The following is a 21566-nucleotide window of genomic DNA, read 5'->3' on the forward strand; positions in this document are numbered from 1 at the left end:
AAGGGCGGCGGGGACACTTTCGGCTGTGTCCCCTGCACCCCCGCAACGATAAGGGCGTTGCCCTTAACCCACACGCTTACGCGTAGGGGTTTTATTTCGGGTGGCCGCTACTTTGCATGTCATTGCGAGGGCACGCAGTGCCCGCGGCAATCTCAAACATTTGAAAGGGTATGTAAATGCAAAAGAGAGTATTGTTTTTTTCGGCGGCGATAGGCGCGACGCTTGCAGTCGCGCTTTCGTATTTGTACGCAAAAAATAATTACGGGTGGTTGCTCGCGCTTACTTGCGTTGCCGTTGCGCTCACGCTCGCGTGCGTGGCGGCTTTGCTGTATCTTTCGCGAAAAAACGCTTCGCCGCAACAAAGCGTTTACAGCCGAAAGCGCGAGTTTATGTCGCGTTCGGAGTTGGAGTTTTTACATACTCTGCGCACAATGCTCGGCAATCGATACGCGGTGTGCGTTCAAGTTCCGCTCGTGTCGGTAATAGAAAAACGCGCCGCGGCTTTCCGCAACGAGCTTTTCCGAGTTATTGATTTTATGATAGCCGACTCCGTGAGTTACGAGCCGCTTTTGCTCATTGAACTTAACGACGCGTCGCACAACCGTGCCGACCGCGCCGAGCGCGACCGCAAAGTGGCGGAAATTTGCGCCGCGGCAAACATGCCGCTCGTTACGTTTACGCTCGCCGAGTCGAAAAATCCCATTGAGGTTAAAAAACGCATTTTTAAGTATTTGTAGGGTTCTCATGCAGGGGATTGCCGCGCTCGTTACACTCGCTCGCAATGACGTTTGTTCTATCGCAGGGGATTGCCGCGGGCACTGCGTGCCCTCGCAATGACAGGGCAACCGCAAACAGTCATTGCGAGGAGGGCGTAGCCCGACGCGGCAATCTCATGCATGGAGCAAAAGCATATACGGTTTTATACTTACTATACCGAAAACAGAAGGTCGGCGTAAGAGGGCATGGGCCAGTCGGTTTCGGGTACGAGCGTTTCGAGTTCGTCGCATGCGGCGCGTAATTCTTGCATTGCCGTAAACACCGTGTCGCGGTAGGCCGACGCCTGCGCTTCCACGCCCGCTACGCTCTTTACTTTCACCGTGGCTTCGCTCAGGCGTTGATTTGCCTGATACGCCGCCGAGGTGAGCGCGTCGATTTTTGCGAGCAAGGTTTTTTCGGTTTGCGACTCGAAACCTATTGCGGTTTTGCTCTCTATGGTACGCGCGAGCGTTTTCATGTATTTGATACATGCGGGAATAATCTGCCTGCCCGCCATGTCTATCATGGTGAGAGCCTCTATATTTATAACCTTGCAGTAGTTTTCGAGCAAGATATCTTTTCGCGCTTCTATTTCCTGAGCCGTGTATATCTTGTGGCGGGCGAACAGCGCGAGGTTTTCTTCGCGGGTGTAATAGGGGAGAGCTTCGGGCGTGGTCTTGAGATTGAGCAAGCCGCGCTTTTTCGCTTCCGCAACCCATTCATCGGAGTAGTTGTTGCCGTTAAACACTATGCGCTTGTGCGCGGCGTAAGTTTCGGCGATAAGTTTTTTAACCGCGGTTTCCTTGTCTTTGGCGTTTTCGAGCACGTCGGCAAACTCGGCGAGCACGTCGGCTACAGCGGTGTTTATCATTACGTTGGGGCATGCGATGTTGAAAGCCGAGCCGAGCGAACGGAATTCGAACTTGTTGCCCGTAAACGCAAACGGCGACGTACGGTTGCGGTCGGTGGTGTCCGCCATAAATTCGGGAATGGTTTCCACAACCTGCATTTTGTTGCCCTTCTTGCCCTTATACTGCGCCCCGCTCTGCATGGAGTCGAGTATGCTCGTAAGCTCCGAGCCGATGAACATGGATATTATTGCGGGCGGAGCTTCGTTTGCGCCCAGGCGGTGGTCGTTGCCCGCGCTCGCCACGCTTAGCCGCAACAGGTCTTGCCTTAGGTCTACCGCCTTTATAACCGCGGTTAAAAAGAGCAAAAAGCGCAGGTTGGTTTCGGGCGACTTGCCGGGATTGAGAAGATTTTCGCCCGTGTCGGTGCATAAAGACCAGTTGTCGTGCTTGCCGCTTCCGTTAACTCCCGCAAACGGCTTTTCGTGCAACAGGCACACGAGCCCGTGGCGGTCGGCAAGTTTTTTCATAACCTCCATGGTGAGCTGATTGTGGTCGGTTGCCACGTTCACCGTGGTGAATATGGGCGCAAGCTCGTGCTGAGCGGGCGCAACCTCGTTGTGGCGGGTTTTGGCGTGTATGCCGAGTTTCCACAGCTCGCGGTCGAGGTCGTCCATGTAGGCTATTACGCGGGGGCGAATGTTTCCGAAATAGTGGTCTTCGAGTTCCTGACCTTTGGGCGGCCGCGCTCCGAAAAGCGTTCTGCCCGTAAAAATCAGGTCCTTTCTCTTTTTCCACAGTTCGCGGTCTATCAAAAAGTATTCCTGTTCGGGTCCTACCGTGGCTATAACGCGCTGAGCGTTTGCGTCGCCGAGTGCGCGGAGAAGACGCACGGCGCAGTCGTTTAGCGCTTTCATGGAGCGGAGAAGCGGTGTTTTTTTATCGAGTACCTGTCCGCCGTAAGAGATAAAGGCGGTGGGTATGCAAAGCGCGCCGTCTTTTATAAACGCGTAACTCGAGGGGTCCCAAGCCGTGTACCCGCGAGCCTCGAATGTGGAGCGCAGTCCGCCCGAGGGAAAACTCGACGCGTCGGGTTCGCCGTGTATAAGCTCTTTGCCCGAAAAGTTCATGATTACCGCGCCCGCTCCCGACGGAGTGATAAAGCTGTCGTGCTTTTCGGCGGTAATGCCCGTCATGGGTTGAAACCAATGCGTGTAATGAGTCGCGCCGTGCTCTATAGCCCAGTCTTTCATTACGGAGGCTATCGTGTTTGCAAGCGACGGGTCGAGCGGCGTGCCGCTTTCAACCGTTTTCTTGAGCGCGGCGTATGTATCTTTGGGGAGCCGTTCGCGCATGGCTTTATCGTTAAACACGAGAGAGCCGAACATTTCGGGTACGTTTGTCATAAGTTTGTTATCTCCTTTGCGGCAAGCCGCTTAAAAAAGTATACGTATGAAACGAACGGGCAATAAAAAACGCCGCAACGATTTCGTTATGAGTCCGAAATCCTTACAGCGTCGTTGCCGGAAGCAATTTACAGGAATATTATAGCACTTTGAAAGCGAAAGTCAATCGATTTTATATGCAAAAACGCACATTTTTTCGCGCTTATAAAAACGCCTACTTTCGATACTTACATTATATAATAAAATGTCAATATTGTCAATGCCCTTTTCAAAATTTTAGCAGATAAATTTCAAAACCCCTTGAAATTTGCTTTTATATGTGGTATAATATTACAAAAAGGGCGATGAGGCGAAAGACTTAACATGGACGCTTGGACGGACGCATTTTACGAAGGGACTCTATACGAAGCGTATAAATATTTCGGGTGCAAATTAGGTAAAGACGAAGCCGAATTTACGGTGTGGGCGCCGCGAGCCAAAAAGGTGAGCGTGGCAGGCGATTTCTGCGATTGGCGCGAAATACCGCTCGAGCACAACCGCGGAATTTGGAGCGGCAAAATAAAGGGCGTAAAAGAGTACGATTGTTATAAATATATCGTGGAAACTTACGACGGGCGGAAACTTTACAAGTCCGACCCCTACGCCGCGCATTGCGAAAACGGCGGTAACTTTTCGAGCAAAGCATACGACCTTTCCAAAATAAAGTGGACGGACTCGGAGTACATGCTTGCCCGCGAGAGCACCGACACGTACCATTCGCCCGTGAGCATATACGAGGCGCACATAGGTTCGTGGCGCAAGTACGCCGACGGCAACTGTTTCGACTATCGCAAGTTTGCCGACGAGGCGAGCGAATACGTAAAAAAAGCGGGATTTACGCACATAGAACTCATGGGTATCGCCGAATATCCTTTCGACGGCAGCTGGGGATATCAGGTAACGGGCTACTACGCGCCCACGGCGCGTTACGGCACGCCCGAAGATTTCGCGTATCTCGTGAACAAATTCCATAACGCGGGCATAGGAGTAATACTCGACTGGGTGCCCGGTCATTTTCCCAAAGACGCGCACGGGCTTTACGAGTTCGACGGCGCGCCGCTGTACGAGCCCGACGACCCGCTCAGGCGCGAGCACAAGGAGTGGGGCACTTGCTGTTTCGACTACGGCAGAACGGAAGTGCAAAGTTTTCTCGTATCGAACGCAATATATTGGCTCAAAGAATTTCACATAGACGGCTTAAGGGTGGACGCGGTTGCGAGCATGCTTTATCTCGACTACGCCCGCAAGGAGTGGCGACCCAACAAGTACGGCGGCAAAGAAAACCTCGACGCGATAGAGTTTTTCCGCAAGCTCAACACCGAGGTGTTCTCTCGGTTCGAAAACGTAATGATGATAGCCGAGGAGAGCACGGCGTTTCCGCTCGTGACGCACCCCGCCTCGGAGGGCGGCTTGGGCTTTAACTACAAGTGGAACATGGGGTGGATGAACGACACTCTTTCGTACGCCAAGACCGACCCGCTGTTCAGAAAGGGACTGCACAACAACCTCACGTTTTCCATGACTTACGCGTTTTCGGAAAACTACATACTGCCCATATCGCACGACGAGATTGTGCACGGGAAAGGCTCGTTGCTCAACAAGATGCCGGGCGACTACGAGCAAAAGTTTGCGGGATACAGAAACTATCTTATGAACATGTACGCTCACCCCGGCAAAAAACTGCTCATGATGGGGAGCGAGCTGGGCATGTTCAAAGAGTGGGCGTTTGCCGATGAGCTCGACTGGGTGCTTTTGGATTACCCGTCGCACCGCGGCGCGCTCGAGTTTGTGAGTAAGCTCAACGCGATTTACAAGTCGCACCCCGCAATGTACGAAATAGACGACGACTGGCGGGGGTTCGAGTGGCTTGTGCCCGACGACCGCAACAACAACGTAATAATATACGAGAGGCGCGACGGCGCGGGCAACCGCTTGCTGTGCGCGTTCAATTTCTCGCCGGTGGGAATAGATGATTACGTGTTCGGGTGCGATAAGGGCACGTTTACCGAAATACTGCACAGCGACGTAAACGGATTTACTCAAGAGGGGATAAAGCACAAAACCGAAGAAAGGGAGAGTCACGGCAAGAAAAACAGCATAAAGATGAATATTCCGCCCATGTGCGGCATATATATGGTTGGTAAAGTAGCGGCTCCGAAAAACAAGGTGCAAATTTCGGAAAAGACCGTGAAGAAAAAAAACGCCGCCCGAAAGCCTGCGGCACAAAAGAAAAGGCAATAAAACAAGGAAATAACACTGTATAAAGGGGATATTATGAAAAAGAAAAAATGTGTGGCAATGTTGCTTGCGGGAGGACAGGGCACGCGCCTATACGCGCTTACGAGCCGTGCGCCCAAACCCGCGGTGTCTTTCGGGGCAAAGTACCGAATTATAGATTTCCCGCTTTCCAACTGCATCAATTCGGGAATAGACACGGTGGGCGTGCTCACCCAATATCAGCCGCTCATACTCAACGAGTACATAGGCATAGGCGAGCCGTGGGACTTAGACCGCACCTACGGCGGCGCACACGTGCTTCCGCCCTATCAGGCAAAGCACGGCGGAGAGTGGTATAAGGGCACGGCGAACGCGATTTACCAAAACATACACTTTCTCAACGAGTACGACTCGGAGCACGTGCTCATTCTTTCGGGCGACCACATTTACAAAATGGACTATTCGGAAATGCTTCGCGAGCATATAGAAAACGACGCGGACTGCACCATAAGCGTTATAGACGTTAGCGAAAAGGAAGCGAGCCGGTTCGGCATAATGGATTACGCCGAGGACAAGCGAGTGCTTTCTTTCGAAGAGAAGCCCAAAGAGCCCAAGAGCAATCACGCGAGCATGGGAATATACATATTCAAAAAGAGCGTGCTCGTAGACGAACTTGTGGCCGACGAAGCCGACCCCAAATCGAGCAACGATTTCGGAAAGAACATAATTCCTTCCATGCTTGCCGAGGGCAAGAGAATGTTTGCGTATCAGTTCAAAGGCTATTGGAAAGACGTGGGCACGGTTTCCAGCCTGTGGGAAGCGAACATGGACTTGTTGGGCGAAAAGCCCGCGCTTTCGCTAAACGACTCGAGCGGCAAAATATATTCGAGGAACGAGCCTTTGCCGCCCACGTTTTTCGGGAAAAACGCCAAAGTGGATAACTGCATTCTCACCACGGGCTGTGAGATATACGGCGAGGTGACAAACTCTGTTATAGGCGAGGGCGTTTGTATAGGCGAGGGCACCGTAGTGGAAAACAGCGTTATCATGAACAATTCGGTGATAGGCAAAAACGTGCGTATTTCTTACGGCATGATAGACGAAAACGTGGAAATAGGCGACGGTGCAACGGTGGGCGACGAAAAGAGCGGCAAGAGCAAGATAGCTCTCGTGGGGCGCGGCAACAAGATAGCCGCGGGCGCGAAAGTCGCGGCGGGCGAAATAGTGGATTGAGGATAAAGAGGAGAAAACGGTGATAAAATGAAAACTTTGGGAGTAATATTCAGCAACATACACGACCGAGAAATAACCGAACTTACGGGCAAGCGCACGCTTGCGTCGATACCGTTCGGCGGCAGATACAGGCTTATAGACTTTGTTCTGAGCAACATGGTAAACAGCGGCATAACCAAAGTGGGCGTGATAACCAAAATGAACTATCAGTCGCTCATGGACCACGTGGGGAGCGGCAAGTATTGGGACTTAAACCGCAAAACGGGCGGGCTTATGGTTCTTCCGCCCTACGGCGCGGGCGAAAAAACGCTGTATAAATCGCGATTCGAGGCGATATGCGGCATAGACCATTTCTTAAAGCGGAGCGACGAAGATTACGTTGTGATGAGCGACTGCGACACCGTGTGCAATTTCAACTTTGCCGACGTTGTGGCAAAGCACGAGCAAAACCACGCCGACATAACGGTTATAGTAAGCAAAATGAAACTTAAGGGAACGCAAACGCAGGTGCGTTCGGCGGTGGAGTTCGACTCCGAAAAGCGAGTTACCAAAGTTACCACGTCGCAAAAGTTGAGCGGCGAAAAAGTGGTGTTTACGAACATGATGGTAATATCCCGCACCTTCTTGTTGCGGCTTATAGAAAACGCCGCCGAATGGGGATACGCGAGCTTTTCGCGCGACGTGCTTGTTAAAGGGTGCCGCGAGCACCGCATATTCGCTTACGAGTACGACGGCTACTTTGCCAAAATCGACTCGCTTGCCGACTATTACGCGCGTTCGCTCGAACTTTTGGATAAGGCAAAGCGCGACGAATTATTCTACAAAGACGGCGCGAACATTTACACCAAAGTGCGCGACAGTGCGCCCGCAAGATTTTCGCAAGGCGCGAAAGTTACCGATTCGCTTGTTGCCGACGGTTGCGAGATTGAAGGAGAGGTGCGCAATTCCATACTGTTCCGCGGCGTAAAAGTTGCTCGCGGCGCGGTGATATCCGACTCCATTGTGTTTCAGGACACCGAGGTGGGCGAAGACACGCGGCTTCACTGCGTGATAGCCGACAAGTCGGTAAAAGTGCTCGGCGGCAGATTGCTCTCGGGCCACGAAACGCACCCCTATTATATAGCCAAAGAAACCGTAATATAGCAGGAATTAATAAAAAAGGAGAAAACTTATGGCAACCAAAAAGACTGCCGCCGCAACGGCGGAGAAAAAACCCGCTAACGCCGTAAAAGCTACGCCTACTCAAAAAGCCGCACCCGCGCAAAAGCCTATTATTGAGAAAAAGACTCCCGCGAGCAATAAAAAAATACTGTTCGTGTGCAGCGAAGCGTTCCCGTTTGCGGGCACGGGCGGACTCGGAGAAGTTATGGGCAGTTTGCCGCAGGCGATAAACGCCAAAAAGAGCGGATTCGAGGCGCGGATAATATTGCCGCTTTACGAGAGTTTCCCCGCGGAGTATCGCGCTAAACTCGAGTTTATCTGCCACATAAACGTACCGCTTGCTTGGAGAAATCAATACTGCGGACTGTTCAAGCTCGATTACAAGGGCACCCTGTATTACTTTATAGACAACGAGTATTATTTCAAACGCCCCAACCTATACGGATATTACGACGACGGTGAGAGATTTGCTTTCCTTTCCCGCGCGGTTACGGAGCTTATTCCGCACCTCGGCTTTAAGCCCGATATAATACACTGCCACGATTGGCAAACCGCTCTCGTGCCCATTTACTACAAGCTGTTTTATATGTATCGCGAGGGCTACGGCGGCATCAAGATGATGTTTACGATACACAACATAGAGTATCAGGGCAAATACAGCCGCAGTATTATAGAGGACGTGTTCGGCATACCCGACTCCGAGTATATGAGCATAGAGCACCGCGGTTGCATAAACCTCATGAAAGGAGCTATCGATTATTCGGACGCGGTGGGCACGGTTAGCCCTACCTACGCCCGCGAGATAATGGACCCGTACTACGCGCACGGACTCGAGAACGTGTTGTTAAAGAACAGCTTTAAGTTGCGCGGCATATTAAACGGTATAGACGTGGATACCTACAACCCGCGCACTCAGCCCGCGCTGTTTGCCAACTACGACGAAGACCATATGGCGGGAAAGGCAAAGGGCAAAGCCGAGCTTCAAAAAATGCTCAATCTGCCCGTATCGCCCGACACTCCCGTGATAGCCATAGTATCGAGGCTTGTGGGGCACAAGGGGCTTGACCTCGTACGCGCGGCAATGAACGATATTTTGCGCAAAAACGTGCAAGTCGTGCTACTGGGAAAAGGCGACCCCGACTACGAAAACTATTTCACGCACGTGCAGAAAATGTACGACCAAAAGTTCAGCGCGGTAATAGCGTTCAACAAAGACCTTTCGCACAAGATATACGCGGGCGCGGACATATTCCTTATGCCGAGCAAGAGCGAACCTTGCGGACTGAGCCAAATGATGGCGTGCCGCTACGGAACAATACCCGTGGTGCGCGAAACGGGCGGACTTGCCGACAGCATAGTGGACTGCTACAACGGCGATATGGGCAACGGTTTCCGTTTTTCGCGCTACGCCACCGACGATATGATGGGCGCGATAGACCGCGCGGTTGGGCTTTACACCGACTACAAAGACAAATGGGCGGGGCTTGTGCGCCGCGCGATGACTACCGACTTTACTTGGACGAGTTCGGCGGGAGAATACATTAAGAACTATAAAGAATTGCTGTAACGGAGGACTCATGACGCAAGAACCTGAAGAAATGCTCGAACTGATTTCAGACAAACTGAACAAATACTTTGCGGCGACCAAAAAGACCGCAACCGAAGAACAAGTATATAAAGCTCTCGCGCTCGTACTGCGAGATAAACTGCTCAAGAAAAAGCAGGCGAACAATCAGCGCATAGTGCAAAGCAAATACAAGCGCGTTTACTACCTGTGCATGGAATTTTTGCTCGGCAGGAGCTTAAAGAACAACCTTTACAATCTCGGGCTTGAAGACAGCGCGAGAGAGGCTCTCGGCAAAATGGGCTTTAAGCTCGACAGGCTTTACGAGCTCGAGTCCGACGCGGGATTGGGCAACGGCGGACTCGGACGGCTCGCCGCCTGCTTTATGGACAGTCTTGCCTCGCTCAACTATCCGGCTATGGGCTTTTCCATAAGATACGAATACGGGCTTTTCCGCCAAAAGATAGTGGAATGCCAACAGGTTGAACTGCCCGACATGTGGCTTAACAGCGGCGAGGTGTGGCAAATGCCGCGCTCCGACAAAAACTTTCAGATTAAATTCGGCGGCAGAGTTATAGAACATTGGGAAAACGGAAGATGCCGCATAGAACACGTGGACGCCGACGTGATAGAAGCTCTCCCGTACGATATGATGATATCGGGCGGCGACAGCGACGGCGTGAGCGTGCTCAGGCTTTGGAGCGCGTCGGGACGGAGCGATTTCGATATGAAATCGTTTACGCAGGGCGACTACGTTTCGGCAATGCGAGCCGACAACAAAGCAGAGCTCATAAACAAAGTGCTGTATCCGAGCGACGACCACGAGCAGGGCAAACAGCTCAGGCTCAGTCAGCAGTATTTCATGGTGTCGGCGAGTTTGCAGAACATACTTAAAGACCACCTCAAAAACAACGCTTCGCTTGATAATCTTCCCGACCTTGCGGCGATACACATAAACGACACGCACCCCGCGCTCGCCGTGCCCGAACTCATGCGCTTACTCGTGGACGAACACGGCTACGATTGGGATACCGCTTGGGATATGACCACGCGCACCATAGCGTACACAAATCATACCGTAATGGCGGAAGCTCTCGAAAAGTGGCATGAAAGTCTTTTCAAGCTTTTGTTGCCGCGCATATACATGATAATAAAAGAAATCGACCGCAGATATTGCAATTGGGCAATGGAAAAAAGCAACGATTTCGACAAAGTGAACAGGGTTTCGGTGCTCGGCGGCGGCATGGTGCGCATGGCTAATCTTGCCGTGATAGGTTCGCACGCCGTAAACGGAGTGAGTGCGCTTCACAGCGAGATAATAAAGGAAAGCGTTTTCCGCGACTTTTACACGCTGTCGCCCGAAAAGTTCACGAACGTGACCAACGGCATAGCGCACCGCAGATGGCTTTCGCAGTCTAACCCCGGTCTTAAGTCGCTTATAACCGACCTTGTGGGCGACCCCGACCGCGACGCCGGCAAGCTCGAGGGACTGCTCAAATACAAAGACGACAAGCGCGTGCTTGCCGAAATAGGCAAGATTAAGCATGCGTGTAAGGTGGATTTTGCCAAGTATATCAAAGAGCAGTCGGGTTTTGTGCTCAATCCCGAGAGCCGAATAGACACGCAGATAAAGCGGTTGCACGAGTACAAACGTCAGCTTATGAACGTGCTCAAGATTATCTCGCAGTATCTCGATTTGTGCGATAATCCCGATAAAGACGTTACGCCGCAAACTTTCGTGTTCGGCGCGAAGGCGGCGGGCGGCTACTATCACGCAAAGCGCATAATAAGCCTAATAAACTGCCTTAGCGAAGAAATACAGAAAAACCCCAAAATAAAAGAAAAGCTCGACGTGCTGTTTGTGGAAAACTACAACGTAACGCGAGCCGAACGGCTTATTCCGGCGAGCGAGGTGAGCGAACAAATTTCGCTCGCGGGCAAAGAAGCGAGCGGCACGAGCAACATGAAATTCATGTTAAACGGCGCGATAACTTTGGGCACGCTCGACGGCGCGAACGTGGAAATTCGCGAGAACGTGGGCGACGACAACATATTTATCTTCGGGCTTAAAGCCGACGAGGCGGCGGCTATGTGGGGCAATTATTTCCCGAGCAATTTGTACACGGGCAATCACGAAATTCGCCGCATAGTAGACAGGTTGCGCGAAGGCTTCAACGGAGAGAGTTTTGCCGATATAGCAAACTATCTCATATTGGGAAGCAACAACATTGCCGACCCGTATATGTGCCTGTACGACCTCGGCGACTACATGCGGGCGGCTCGCGACGTGGACGAAGCGTATAAAGACAAAGAGCGTTGGAACAGAATGGCTCTCGTGAACATTGCCAAAGCGGGAGTGTTCGCGTCCGACCGAAGCATAGAAGATTACGCGCAAGGCATATGGAATTTGCGCAAGGTAAAGAAAGCGAAAACAACCAAACAGTAAGAATAAAGGAGGAAAGAAAAGTGAACGAGCAGGTTAAATTTTTTCCCAACAGCGAAGAATTCAAAACTCCTCTCGGGGCGGTAAAGGCGGGCGAGCCCGTTAAGCTTACGCTCAAATTCAATCGCCCGAGCAATCCGAGCGAAGTGTTTTTGGTGCTCACCAAAGACGGCGAGAGCGACGTGTACTATCCCATGAGTTTCGTATCCGTAGACCACGAATACACCATGGAATATAACGTGAGCGTAACCGTTACCACTCGCGGATTGTATTTCTATCACTTTATAATAAACACCGAAGACAAACAGTACCGCATAGGTTGCGGCGACGACTTAAACGCGCTTTTGGGCAAAGGGCACGATTGGCAACTGAGCGTATACGAAGAGATATACAAAGCCCCCGAGTTCTTAAAGGGCGGACTTATATATCAGATAATGCCCGATAGATTTTACGACGGCGGCGCGCGGCTCAAAACCAAAGACTACGCGCGTTATCGCGAAGATTGGTACGGTTTGCCCGAGTATCGCCCCGACTCCGAGGGCAAGATACGCAACGAGGACTTTTTCGGCGGCAACCTGCGCGGCATAATCAAAAAGCTGGGCTACCTAAAGGGCTTGGGAGTAACGTGCATATACCTAAATCCCATATTCGAGGCGCACAGCAATCACAAGTACGATACCGCTAACTACCGCAAAGTGGATTCCGATTTCGGCACTGCCGACGACCTCAAAGAGCTTATAAAGAAAGCGGACAAAAAGGGCATAAAGATAATGCTCGACGGCGTGTTTTCGCACACGGGCGACGACAGCATATACTTTAACAAGTACGGCAGATACGACAGCTTGGGCGCGTACAAGTCGGTGCACAGTCCGTACTACAAGTGGTATAGTTTCAAGGACTATCCCGACTCGTACGACTGCTGGTGGAACATAGATATACTGCCGCAGGTGCGCGAGTGCGAGCCTTCTTATCTCGAATACATGTGCGGCGAAGACGGCATAATTCGCTATTGGACGGAGATGGGCATAGGCGGTTGGCGGCTGGACGTTGCCGACGAGCTTCCCGACTGTTTCATAGACAGGGCGGTGCACGCCGCGAAAGCTGTTAATCCCGACTGCCTCGTGCTCGGCGAGGTGTGGGAGGACGCGAGCAACAAAATATCTTACTCGCAACGAAGAAGATATCTTTTCGGCGGACAGCTCGACAGCGTTACCAACTATCCGTTCAAAGAAGATATATTGAATTTCGTGCGCAGTGCCGACGCCAAAAAGCTCGCCGACACCGTAAACGTAATAATAAACAATTACCCGCAGTTCGTGGTTAACAACCTTATGAACCTGCTCGACACGCACGACACGGCGCGTATAATAAGCGTGCTCGGCGACAGCGGCGACACGTCCACCCGCGACAAACGGGCGAACGCCGAAATCTCCGACGGCGAACACGCGCTCAAGCTCGTTAAGCTCGCGGCAACGCTGCAATACACTTTGCCGGGCGTTCCGTGCCTGTATTACGGCGACGAGGCGGGACTCGAGGGGTTCGAAGACCCCTTCAACCGCAGATGTTATCCGTGGAAGCGGGAGAACAAAAACTACCTGCGCATGTATAAAAAGCTGGGCGCAATGCGCACGCGAGAAAAGGGAGTTTTCGCCGACGGCAAGTATGTGCCCGTGGCGGCGGCGGACGGCGTGTTTGCGTTCTCGCGCAAGAACGAGCACGGCGAAATAACCGTTATAGTAAACCGCGGCGACAAACCGTATGCAACGGGAATAAAGGAAGGCTACACCGAACTCGTTTCGCTTAAGTCTTTCGGCGGAATTGTAGCCCCGTTCGACGCGGTTATAATAAAAAAGACTGCGGACACGGTATTTCCCGAAAAGAAGAAAAAGTAATAAAACGAAAAGATAAGAAAAAACCTTCGCGAGAAAAGCGCAATTCCCATAGGGATTAAAAAACAAAAATTTTATAAGAGTTGCACTTTCAAGCGATGAAAAAGAACAGGATTTCAAATCGAAGTCCTGTTTCTTTTTACATATTTATTGCAACTGACTGACTAACTTTGTTACTTCTTCTTGCTATTATATACTTGTCAAGCGACAAAAAATAAAAATTCAAGGAGAAACAAAAAAATGAAAAAACTGACAAAAATTTTGATGAGTGCATTGTGCATAGCTGCAATCGGTAGCTCTATGGCTGCACTCGGCGGTTGCGGTAGTAAAAAGGAAAGCATTACCGTTTCGGGTTCGTCTTCCGTTACACCCATAATGGAAAAACTTGCGGCGGAATACGAAAAGACGCACGATATCCGTATAAAAATCAATGAGTCCGATTCGAGCACGGGCATTAAAGACGTACAAAACGGATTAAACGATTTCGGTATGGCTTCAAGAGATTTGACCGAAAAAGATACGGGCGTAAAAGGTTATACGCTCTGCATGGACGGAATCGCGCTTATCGTCAATAAGAGTTGCGATATAACGGACGTAAGCAAAGCGGACGTAAAAGCTCTTTACGAAAACGGCACGTCAATCCCCAACTCTTCCATTACCGCGGCAATCGGAAGGGAAGCTGGAAGCGGCACGCGCAAGGCGTTCGACGACCTTATGAAAATAGAAAAATATTTGTCGGGAACGAGCGATAAAGTCGTATCAGAAATCACTTCGACGGGCGGCGTAAAGACAACCATTGCAACCGCGACGAACAGTATAGGTTATATTTCCTACGGAAGTCTGGACGATACGGTTAAAGCGGTAAGTTTAGACGGTGTTGCTTGCACGGTGGAAAACATTATGAATAACACTTATGCTCTGCAACGTCCTTTCGTAATCGTACTCAAAGAAAACGGAACGCTGTCGGCGGCGGCACAAGGCTTTTACGACTATATTATGAGTGCGGAAGCTCAAACGGTTATAACGGGCGCGGGTTATATTTCGGTAAAGTGATATGACTACGCTAACAAAGATAAAAACGGCAAAGTTTTTTTCAAAGGAAAATATCGCAAAGGCAATATTTATAGCCCTTGCGGCATTTTCCATTCTTGCCGTATTTACGATTATCGGTTATTTGCTTTATGCAAGCATACCCGCTTTTCGTGATATAGGTTTTTTCAAGTTTATTTTCGGCTCTGAATGGTCGGCAAAATCGGAAACTTTCGGAATATGGCGAATGATTGTCGGCACGTTCTTTCTAACCGTATGCGCCGTTCTGCTCGGCGGCACGCTTGCTGTATTTACGGCGATGTGGCTTGTATTTTATTGCCCTAAACGACTGAAAAAGATATATACGCAGATAGTAAATTTGCTTGCGGGTATTCCGTCTATCGTGTACGGTCTGTTCGGGTATAAATTTTTAATGCCGCTACTCGTCGATATATTCCACCCGAATAATGCGGGTTTCGGACTTTTGGCGTGTACGCTTATTCTCTCGGTTATGATATTACCGACAATAACTTCCATAACCAAAAACAGTTTGGAAGCAGTACCCATGCACTACTACGAAGGCGCGCTTGCGCTCGGCTGTTCAAAAAATCAAGCGGTATGGAAAGTTTTGCTGCCCGCCGCAAAGAGCGGAATTATATCGGCAATCATACTCGGCATAGGTCGGGCAATCGGCGAAACAATGGCTGTTCAGATGATAGTGGGTAACGGTTCGGGTTATCCGTTCGGTGCGTTCGTGCCGTTTACCACGCTCACAAGCAATATCGTACAGAATTGGGGTTATGCAACGCCGTCCGAACAGTCTGCGCTTATTGCCGACGGGTTCGTATTGCTTATCTTTATACTCATACTTAATCTTTGCCTTATGGCTGTAAAAAAGGACAGCAAGGGCGGCAATAAATTCTTCTCTCGTAGATTGAGAGAAAGCGAACAGAAAGATACGTTAAAAAGCTATCGTCGCACGGGTAGCGCTTGCGATGCGCTATGGATAGTTTCTTGGGTTATTTCTTTGCTGGTTGCGTTCGTTCTCGCATTTATCGTAATATTCGTTTTCGTAAAAGGCTTTCCGCATTTGAGTATTGATTTTATGTTCGGGGAAAGCGGTAACGCACACACGACGCTTGCGCCCGCTTTTGTATCAACTACAATGCTTATAGGTCTTGCGCTGTTGCTTGCTTTGCCGCTCGGTGTAGGCGCGGCAATCTTTTTGAACGAGTATGCAAAGAAAGGAAGCATTTTCGTTAAAGTGATACGCCTGTTCGTCGATACGCTTGCCGGTATTCCGTCGATAATATTCGGGCTGTTCGGAATGGTATTCTTTGTAATCGGTATGAATATGGGCTATTCTCTATGGGCGGGCGGTATTACTTTGGCTCTTATCATTTTGCCGACGATTATACGCAGCACCGAACAAAGTTTATCGGAAGTGCCCGACAGTATGCGTGAAGCAAGTTACGCTCTCGGCGCGGGAAAACTGCGGACGATTTTCGTCGTTGTTCTGCCGCAGGCAATTACGGGAATTATAACGTCGATTATTCTTTCAATCGGGCGAATCGTAAACGAAAGCGCGGCTCTCATATTTACGGTGGGCTCGGCATCTACTTTTATTCCGCAAGGTTACGGTGATAGCGCGGCAAGTTTCGCCGTTCTCGTATGGAAGTTTATGAGTAACGGCTTGCAAGTAAACGAAGCCTACGCTACGGCAAGCATATTGCTTATATTCGTTATCACACTTAACTTACTCGTTTCACTTGTGGAATGGTTATTTAATCGGAGAAAAAAGATATGAAAAAACACATTATAGAGCAATTTGATTTGAGCGGCGATATTGCCGTTTCGGTCAAGGAAATGAATTTATACTACGGCTCGTTTCACGCGCTTAAAAGCATTTATATGGATTTTCCGAAAAATAAACTCACTGCTTTAATCGGTCCGAGCGGTTGCGGCAAATCCACGCTCATAAAATCGCTTAATAGAATGAACGATTTAATCGAAGGCTGTAAAATCACGGGCGAAATCAAAATCGGCGATACGGATATTTATTCCCGCAAGACCGATTTATCCCGTCTTCGCAAAAACGTGGGTATGGTGTTTCAGCGCCCCAACCCGCTTGCTATGAGCGTTTACGATAATATTGCATACGGTCCGCGCACGTTCGGAATACGCTCTAAAAGCGAATTGGACGGGATAGTCGAAAGCTCGCTCAAAGGCGCGGCTATGTGGGACGAAGTAAAAGATAGGTTGAATAAATCCGCGCTCGGACTTTCGGGTGGTCAACAGCAAAGGCTTTGTATTGCCCGTGCGCTGTCCGTTGAGCCGCAAATTCTTTTAATGGACGAACCGACGAGTGCGCTCGATCCCATTTCTACCGGAAAAATAGAAGAACTCTGTCTTGAACTCAAAAAGAATATGACTATTATTATGGTAACGCACAATATGCAGCAGGCGTTCAGAATAGCCGACTATACGGCGTACTTCCTTTTGGGCGAAATGATTGAAATGGACGAAACCAAAAAGTTGTTTGCTCATCCGCAGAACAAAAAAACAGACGATTATATCAACGGCAGATTTGGTTGATATTACAATTTTATTACAAGCGGCATATTCTCAACACTTTATTTATCAAACAAAAAATGATATAATTAAAGCAAGGTGATATTATGAAAGGTACGGTTTTTATTTTAGAAGACGATACAAGCATTTGCGGACTTATAAAAGTTGCGCTCGAAATGAACGGATTGGAATTTAAGGCGTTTTCAACCTTGAAATCTTTTACCGCCGCACTTTTGGGCGAACAGCCGGACGTTGCATTGCTTGATATAATGTTACCCGACGGAAGCGGTTTAGACGCTCTGCGTTTTATCAAAGAGAAATTTCCTGCCGTAAGCTGTATTATGCTCTCCGCACTATCAAAGGAAGAAGATAAGGTAAACGGTTTGAATATGGGCGCGGACGATTATATAGCAAAGCCCTTTTCCGTATTGGAACTTACGGCAAGAGTAAACGCAAGATTGCGCGGAAAACAGCGACAAAGCGTTTTGTCGGTTGGTAATGTTACGCTGAACTCTGAAACTTTCGTCTGCGAAATCGACGGCAAAGAAGTATCGCTCAATCATAAGGAATTTGAACTATTACAATATTTTATGGCAAATCACGGAAAAGTTTTATCCCGTGAAAAACTTTTAACCGCAGTTTGGGGGTACGACGTAGGCGAAACGCGAACGCTCGACAATCACGTTGCCCGTCTTCGCAAGCTCGGCGTAAAGATTGAAACGATATTCGGTGTGGGGTACAAATTATGAAATGGCGCATTTGGATTTTATCGCTTGGAATTACGTTTGCCTGTCTTTTTGTCTTTTCTTTTGCGGCAACGCAAGTTTATTATAAATCGTACGTAGATAACAGCAAAGAATATTTGCGCGTTTATATGAACGGCTTTGACGATAGCTTAACTTTGGAAGATTTGAACGCACAAAGTGCCGCCGCCTTTTCGGAAAAATTGAACGGCGCAAGGGTTACGTTTATGGACGCGCAAGGCAACGTACTTGCCGACAGCATTGCCGAAGACGATTTGGAAAACCATTCAGACAGAGCGGAAATAAAAGACGCTATTTTCGACGGAGAAGGCTTTGCCGTGCGCGGCAGTTCTACGCTCGGTAAAAATATGGTGTACTTTTGCAAAAACTTCGACGGACAATTTTTAGTGCGGATTGCTATATTCACCGATACCGATTGGAGTATTTTTGCAAAATCGTTACCTATATTACTGTATTTCTTCATCTTGGCAATCGTATTGTGCGCCGTCATAGCCTTTGTATCAACGCACTATATCTTAACGCCCGTAAAAAAACTTGCAAGCGACGCCGCAAACAATCCGCAAGTTACAAGCAAATATTCCGAACTCAAACCCGTAGCCGATATTCTCAACGAGCGCAATCGCAACATTCAAAGGCAAATGAGCGAGATACAAGCGGAAAAAGAGCTTGTGGAAAAAGCGCGTGTTTCAAAGGACGAATTTATATCCAACGTAACGCACGAAATGAATACGCCGCTCACGTCTATTCACGGATATGCCGAATTATTACAGGCGGGCGGTATGAACGAAAGCCAATCGAAAACGGCGTATAAAACCATTCTCACGCAGAGCGAACGCCTTACAAATTTGATTGCTAGTATCATCAATTACAGCGAAATCGACAATGACGATTTACCCCCTTACGAAGTGGACTTTTCCGCGCTTGCAAAAGAAACGATTGCCGCATTGAAACCCGAAGCGGACAAAAGGAATATTACGATAACGGAAAAAATAGACGATAACGTAATCGTAATGAGCAGACACGAACGATTAAGCGAAATCTTCGGAAATCTCGTGCGAAACGCCATTAAATACAATAAGGACGGCGGCAGTATAACGGTTACGCTTAACTATCAAGGCTTGACTGTTGAAGATACGGGAATAGGCATTGCGGAAGAAAATATGAGCAAAGTATTTTCACGTTTTTTCACGGTTGACAAATCGCACAACGGTAAAAACGGCGGCTTTGGTTTGGGGCTTGCCGTTGCCAAAAAGATATGCCAAAAATCCGGTTGGAAAATAAGCGTCGAAAGCACGCTCGGCGAAGGCAGTAAGTTTACCGTTGAATTTTAGAAAGTCGCTTTTTGAAAATCTATTGACTTTATACTGTCATAGTGATAAATACATAGCATACCACAGTGGTGTAATGAGTGGTATTGTACCCTTTTGAAGACGATGACGAAACCTACAACTGACACAAGCAACTAATATGAAAGCGTTCAGCTTGCGGCGAGAATTTTATTCACGGTTTTCAGCAGTAGGGGAACGTCGAGCGGTTTGTTGAGGTGCGCGTTCATGCCCGTTTCCATGGAAATCCGTTTGTCGCTTTCGAGCGCGTTTGCCGACAGCGCGATAATGGGCACCGAAGCGCGGGCGGGGTCGGGCAGTCCGCGTATTTCGGCGGTTGCCTCGTGTCCGTCCATTATGGGCATTTGTATGTCCATTAAAATGAACGAGTATTCGTTGGGTTGAGCCTTTTTCACCGCGTCCACCGCGAATTTTCCGTTTACTGCGGTGTCCACCTTAAATCCGAGGTCCTCGAGTATTTCGGTTTCTATTTCGAGATTTATTTCGTTGTCTTCCACCAAGAGTATCTTTTTGCCCTCTATGGCGGCTACCGACTCGGGGTCTTCGCTTTCAATCGCCGTATCTCTTTCCTGTTCCTGAACGCGCATTGCGATTGTAACGGTAAACACGCTTCCTTTGCTCGGTTCGCTCTTTACCGTTATGTTTCCGCCCAGCATTTCGGTGAGATGCTTTGCTATGGTAAGCCCCAGTCCGGAGCCGTATTCGCCGCAGTGCGTGGTGTTGTTCTCCCGTTCGAACGGTTCGAAAATTCTTTCGAGCGCGTTTTCGGAAATGCCTATGCCGTCGTCGGAAACTTCGAAACGGTAGGTGGAGAACTCGCTTTGCGCCTTTTGCTCCTCGGATATTTTAATTGTTACGTTGCCGCCCTTGGGCGTGTATTTGATTGCGTTGTGCGCAATGTGTTTGAGAATGCCGCGTAGCTTGTCGGCGTCGGCGAAAACGGTGAGGTGTTTCACCTCCGAAAGACTGCGTATGAATTTTATTTGCTTTGTTTTCGCCTGCGTGAGCAGAGAGGTATACACTCCGTAGGCTATTTCGCGCAAGTCGCAAGGAGCTTCGGTTATGCGGAAATCTTGAGTTTCCATATAAGACAGCTCGAGCACTCGCTCAATGAGTTCGAGTATGTTGTTGCCCGCTTCGCGTATTTTATCGAGATAGCCCGCGGCGACTTGCGGATTGTTTATGTTCTTTTCGGCAAGCGTGGCAAAGCCGAATATCGCGTTAAGCGGAGTGCGCAAATCGTGCGACATATTGGAAAGAAATGCGTTTTTTGCTACGAACGCGAGGTTCGCGTTTTTGAGAGCCTGTTCGAGTAACTTTTTTTGCTCGATTTCCTGCGAAACCTCTTTTTTGAGTTTGCGAAGCATCTTTTCGGTTGCGTCGCTTATAAACACGTAGAATATATCGCCCGCCGCTTCGCTGCGCACGTAGTGCCCGTAGTCTTCCACCCAGCGGGTGTTGCCGTCGGCGTCGGTGATGCGATATTCCACGTAGTCGAGATTGTCGCAACTGTTTTTGATTTGCTCGTATATGCTCGCTTCAACCGCGTCGAAATCGTCGGGGTGAACTATCCCGCGGAAAGAACCGCCCGTGTGTTTCATGAACTGCGCGAAATTGTCGCAGGCGAAAATGCGTAAAAGAGCACGGTTGGCGAAAATTATTTCTTCGTCGCCGCCCGCTCGGTAGATGAGAAAACCGCCGGGTATTTCGTCTATAAACGCTTTGAGTTGCTCCGCCGTTTCGAGATAGCCCTCTTTTGATGTAACGCCCGAGTGCGCGAAATGCTTGTTTAAGTCGCCATTCTCCCGTGCGCCCAAAATTGAGAGCATATGCTCGATAAGATTTGGTTCCGTATTCGTATTCACGAAAATTCGTCTCCTTATATTGCCCTGTATTATATCACATTCCCAACACTTTGTCAAATATATGAGCGGGTGGGCGATTGCCGCAGAGGCGGGGGGGGGTAACCGTCGTTGCGGGCACAAGTGCCCTCGCAATGACGGGAAAGGGCGCATGAAAAAAGAGCGTTTAGCGCGGGGCGAGAAAAATTTTGTAACGAAAAGTCAAGCAGTTTGAGCGAAAAAGTTAAAAAACCTTAAAATTTATATTAGAAGTATAGCATGTAAGAAGGGGTTTGTTAATTATGGCTACGAAGAAAACGTTTCCCATTCCCCTTGCAAGGGGAATGGGAAACGCGCGCGCGGGGCGGTTGTGCATACTGCGTATAGCAAAATAGCCGCCATGCGGCAGCTTATAAGCATAAGAATATAACACGGTTCCTTAACCCCGATTGCAGACCT

At 49.3% G+C, this 21566-nt stretch carries 14 protein-coding genes; 12 read left to right on the forward strand and 2 right to left on the reverse strand.

The window, feature by feature from the left end:
- Positions 1–176 precede the first annotated feature (176 nt).
- Positions 177–737 carry a DUF2726 domain-containing protein gene (locus NFR55_RS08460; protein ID WP_251548264.1) on the forward strand — a complete coding sequence of 187 codons (561 nt, stop codon included), beginning with the start codon at positions 177–179 and terminating at the stop codon, positions 735–737.
- A gap of 191 nt (positions 738–928) precedes the next feature.
- Here the strand turns inward: NFR55_RS08460 and NFR55_RS08465 are convergent, their stop codons facing one another.
- Positions 929–3010 carry a glutamine synthetase III family protein gene (locus NFR55_RS08465; RefSeq protein WP_251548266.1) on the reverse strand — a complete coding sequence of 694 codons (2082 nt, stop codon included), beginning with the start codon at positions 3008–3010 and terminating at the stop codon, positions 929–931.
- A gap of 363 nt (positions 3011–3373) precedes the next feature.
- On the opposite strand from NFR55_RS08465, the gene glgB reads away from it, so the two are divergent.
- From glgB to NFR55_RS08520, 11 genes are all read left to right on the forward strand, one after another.
- Positions 3374–5290 (forward strand): 1,4-alpha-glucan branching protein GlgB, encoded by a 1917-nt coding sequence (gene glgB / locus NFR55_RS08470; protein WP_251548268.1) that lies wholly within the window; start codon positions 3374–3376, stop codon positions 5288–5290.
- Between the two features lie 33 nt (positions 5291–5323).
- The gene (locus tag NFR55_RS08475; RefSeq protein ID WP_251548270.1) at positions 5324–6499 is read left to right on the forward strand and encodes a glucose-1-phosphate adenylyltransferase; all 1176 of its coding nucleotides are present in this window, start codon (positions 5324–5326) and stop codon (positions 6497–6499) included.
- A 27-nt stretch (positions 6500–6526) separates the two neighbouring features.
- Positions 6527–7642: a glucose-1-phosphate adenylyltransferase subunit GlgD gene (glgD, locus tag NFR55_RS08480; RefSeq protein ID WP_251548272.1), complete on the forward strand. Its 1116-nt coding sequence runs from the start codon at positions 6527–6529 to the stop codon at positions 7640–7642.
- A 28-nt stretch (positions 7643–7670) separates the two neighbouring features.
- Positions 7671–9227 (forward strand): glycogen synthase GlgA, encoded by a 1557-nt coding sequence (gene glgA, locus NFR55_RS08485; RefSeq protein WP_251548274.1) that lies wholly within the window; start codon positions 7671–7673, stop codon positions 9225–9227.
- A 10-nt stretch (positions 9228–9237) separates the two neighbouring features.
- On the forward strand, positions 9238–11670 hold the full coding sequence (locus tag NFR55_RS08490) for a glycogen/starch/alpha-glucan phosphorylase (RefSeq protein ID WP_251548276.1): 2433 nt from the start codon (positions 9238–9240) through the stop codon (positions 11668–11670).
- A gap of 20 nt (positions 11671–11690) precedes the next feature.
- Complete coding sequence (locus NFR55_RS08495; RefSeq protein ID WP_251548278.1) at positions 11691–13559, forward strand: glycoside hydrolase family 13 protein; 1869 nt, start codon at positions 11691–11693, stop codon at positions 13557–13559.
- A 237-nt stretch (positions 13560–13796) separates the two neighbouring features.
- Complete coding sequence (locus tag NFR55_RS08500) at positions 13797–14609, forward strand: substrate-binding domain-containing protein (RefSeq protein WP_251548280.1); 813 nt, start codon at positions 13797–13799, stop codon at positions 14607–14609.
- 1 nt (position 14610) lies between these two features.
- The gene (pstA, locus tag NFR55_RS08505; RefSeq protein WP_251548282.1) at positions 14611–16392 is read left to right on the forward strand and encodes a phosphate ABC transporter permease PstA; all 1782 of its coding nucleotides are present in this window, start codon (positions 14611–14613) and stop codon (positions 16390–16392) included.
- Positions 16389–17180 carry a phosphate ABC transporter ATP-binding protein PstB gene (pstB, locus tag NFR55_RS08510; protein ID WP_251548284.1) on the forward strand — a complete coding sequence of 264 codons (792 nt, stop codon included), beginning with the start codon at positions 16389–16391 and terminating at the stop codon, positions 17178–17180. Before pstA ends, pstB begins: the two co-directional genes overlap by 4 nt.
- 83 nt (positions 17181–17263) lie before the next feature.
- Entirely contained in the window at positions 17264–17905 is a 642-nt protein-coding gene (locus NFR55_RS08515) for a response regulator transcription factor (RefSeq protein ID WP_251548286.1), read from the forward strand.
- Between the two features lie 125 nt (positions 17906–18030).
- Positions 18031–19251, forward strand: coding sequence for a sensor histidine kinase (locus NFR55_RS08520; RefSeq protein WP_251548288.1), 1221 nt, complete (start codon positions 18031–18033; stop codon positions 19249–19251).
- 146 nt (positions 19252–19397) lie between these two features.
- On the opposite strand, the gene NFR55_RS08525 is transcribed toward NFR55_RS08520, so the two are convergent.
- A complete protein-coding gene (locus NFR55_RS08525; RefSeq protein WP_251548290.1) occupies positions 19398–21131 on the reverse strand; it encodes a hybrid sensor histidine kinase/response regulator in 1734 nt (577 codons plus the stop codon).
- Positions 21132–21566 lie beyond the last annotated feature (435 nt).

This window comes from Pumilibacter intestinalis (assembly GCF_943193005.1).
Taxonomy (GTDB): domain Bacteria; phylum Bacillota; class Clostridia; order Christensenellales; family Pumilibacteraceae; genus Pumilibacter; species Pumilibacter intestinalis.

What these genes read in the sequence shown, in the direction of transcription:
- NFR55_RS08460 (WP_251548264.1), top strand. Translation starts at nt 177, where the DNA reads ATGCAAAAGAGAGTATTGTTTTTTTCGGCGGCGATAGGCGCGACGCTT.
- NFR55_RS08465 (WP_251548266.1), bottom strand. Translation starts at nt 3,010, where the DNA reads ATGACAAACGTACCCGAAATGTTCGGCTCTCTCGTGTTTAACGATAAA.
- glgB (WP_251548268.1), top strand. Translation starts at nt 3,374, where the DNA reads ATGGACGCTTGGACGGACGCATTTTACGAAGGGACTCTATACGAAGCG.
- NFR55_RS08475 (WP_251548270.1), top strand. Translation starts at nt 5,324, where the DNA reads ATGAAAAAGAAAAAATGTGTGGCAATGTTGCTTGCGGGAGGACAGGGC.
- glgD (WP_251548272.1), top strand. Translation starts at nt 6,527, where the DNA reads ATGAAAACTTTGGGAGTAATATTCAGCAACATACACGACCGAGAAATA.
- glgA (WP_251548274.1), top strand. Translation starts at nt 7,671, where the DNA reads ATGGCAACCAAAAAGACTGCCGCCGCAACGGCGGAGAAAAAACCCGCT.
- NFR55_RS08490 (WP_251548276.1), top strand. Translation starts at nt 9,238, where the DNA reads ATGACGCAAGAACCTGAAGAAATGCTCGAACTGATTTCAGACAAACTG.
- NFR55_RS08500 (WP_251548280.1), top strand. Translation starts at nt 13,797, where the DNA reads ATGAAAAAACTGACAAAAATTTTGATGAGTGCATTGTGCATAGCTGCA.
- pstA (WP_251548282.1), top strand. Translation starts at nt 14,611, where the DNA reads ATGACTACGCTAACAAAGATAAAAACGGCAAAGTTTTTTTCAAAGGAA.
- pstB (WP_251548284.1), top strand. Translation starts at nt 16,389, where the DNA reads ATGAAAAAACACATTATAGAGCAATTTGATTTGAGCGGCGATATTGCC.
- NFR55_RS08515 (WP_251548286.1), top strand. Translation starts at nt 17,264, where the DNA reads ATGAAAGGTACGGTTTTTATTTTAGAAGACGATACAAGCATTTGCGGA.
- NFR55_RS08520 (WP_251548288.1), top strand. Translation starts at nt 18,031, where the DNA reads ATGAACGGCTTTGACGATAGCTTAACTTTGGAAGATTTGAACGCACAA.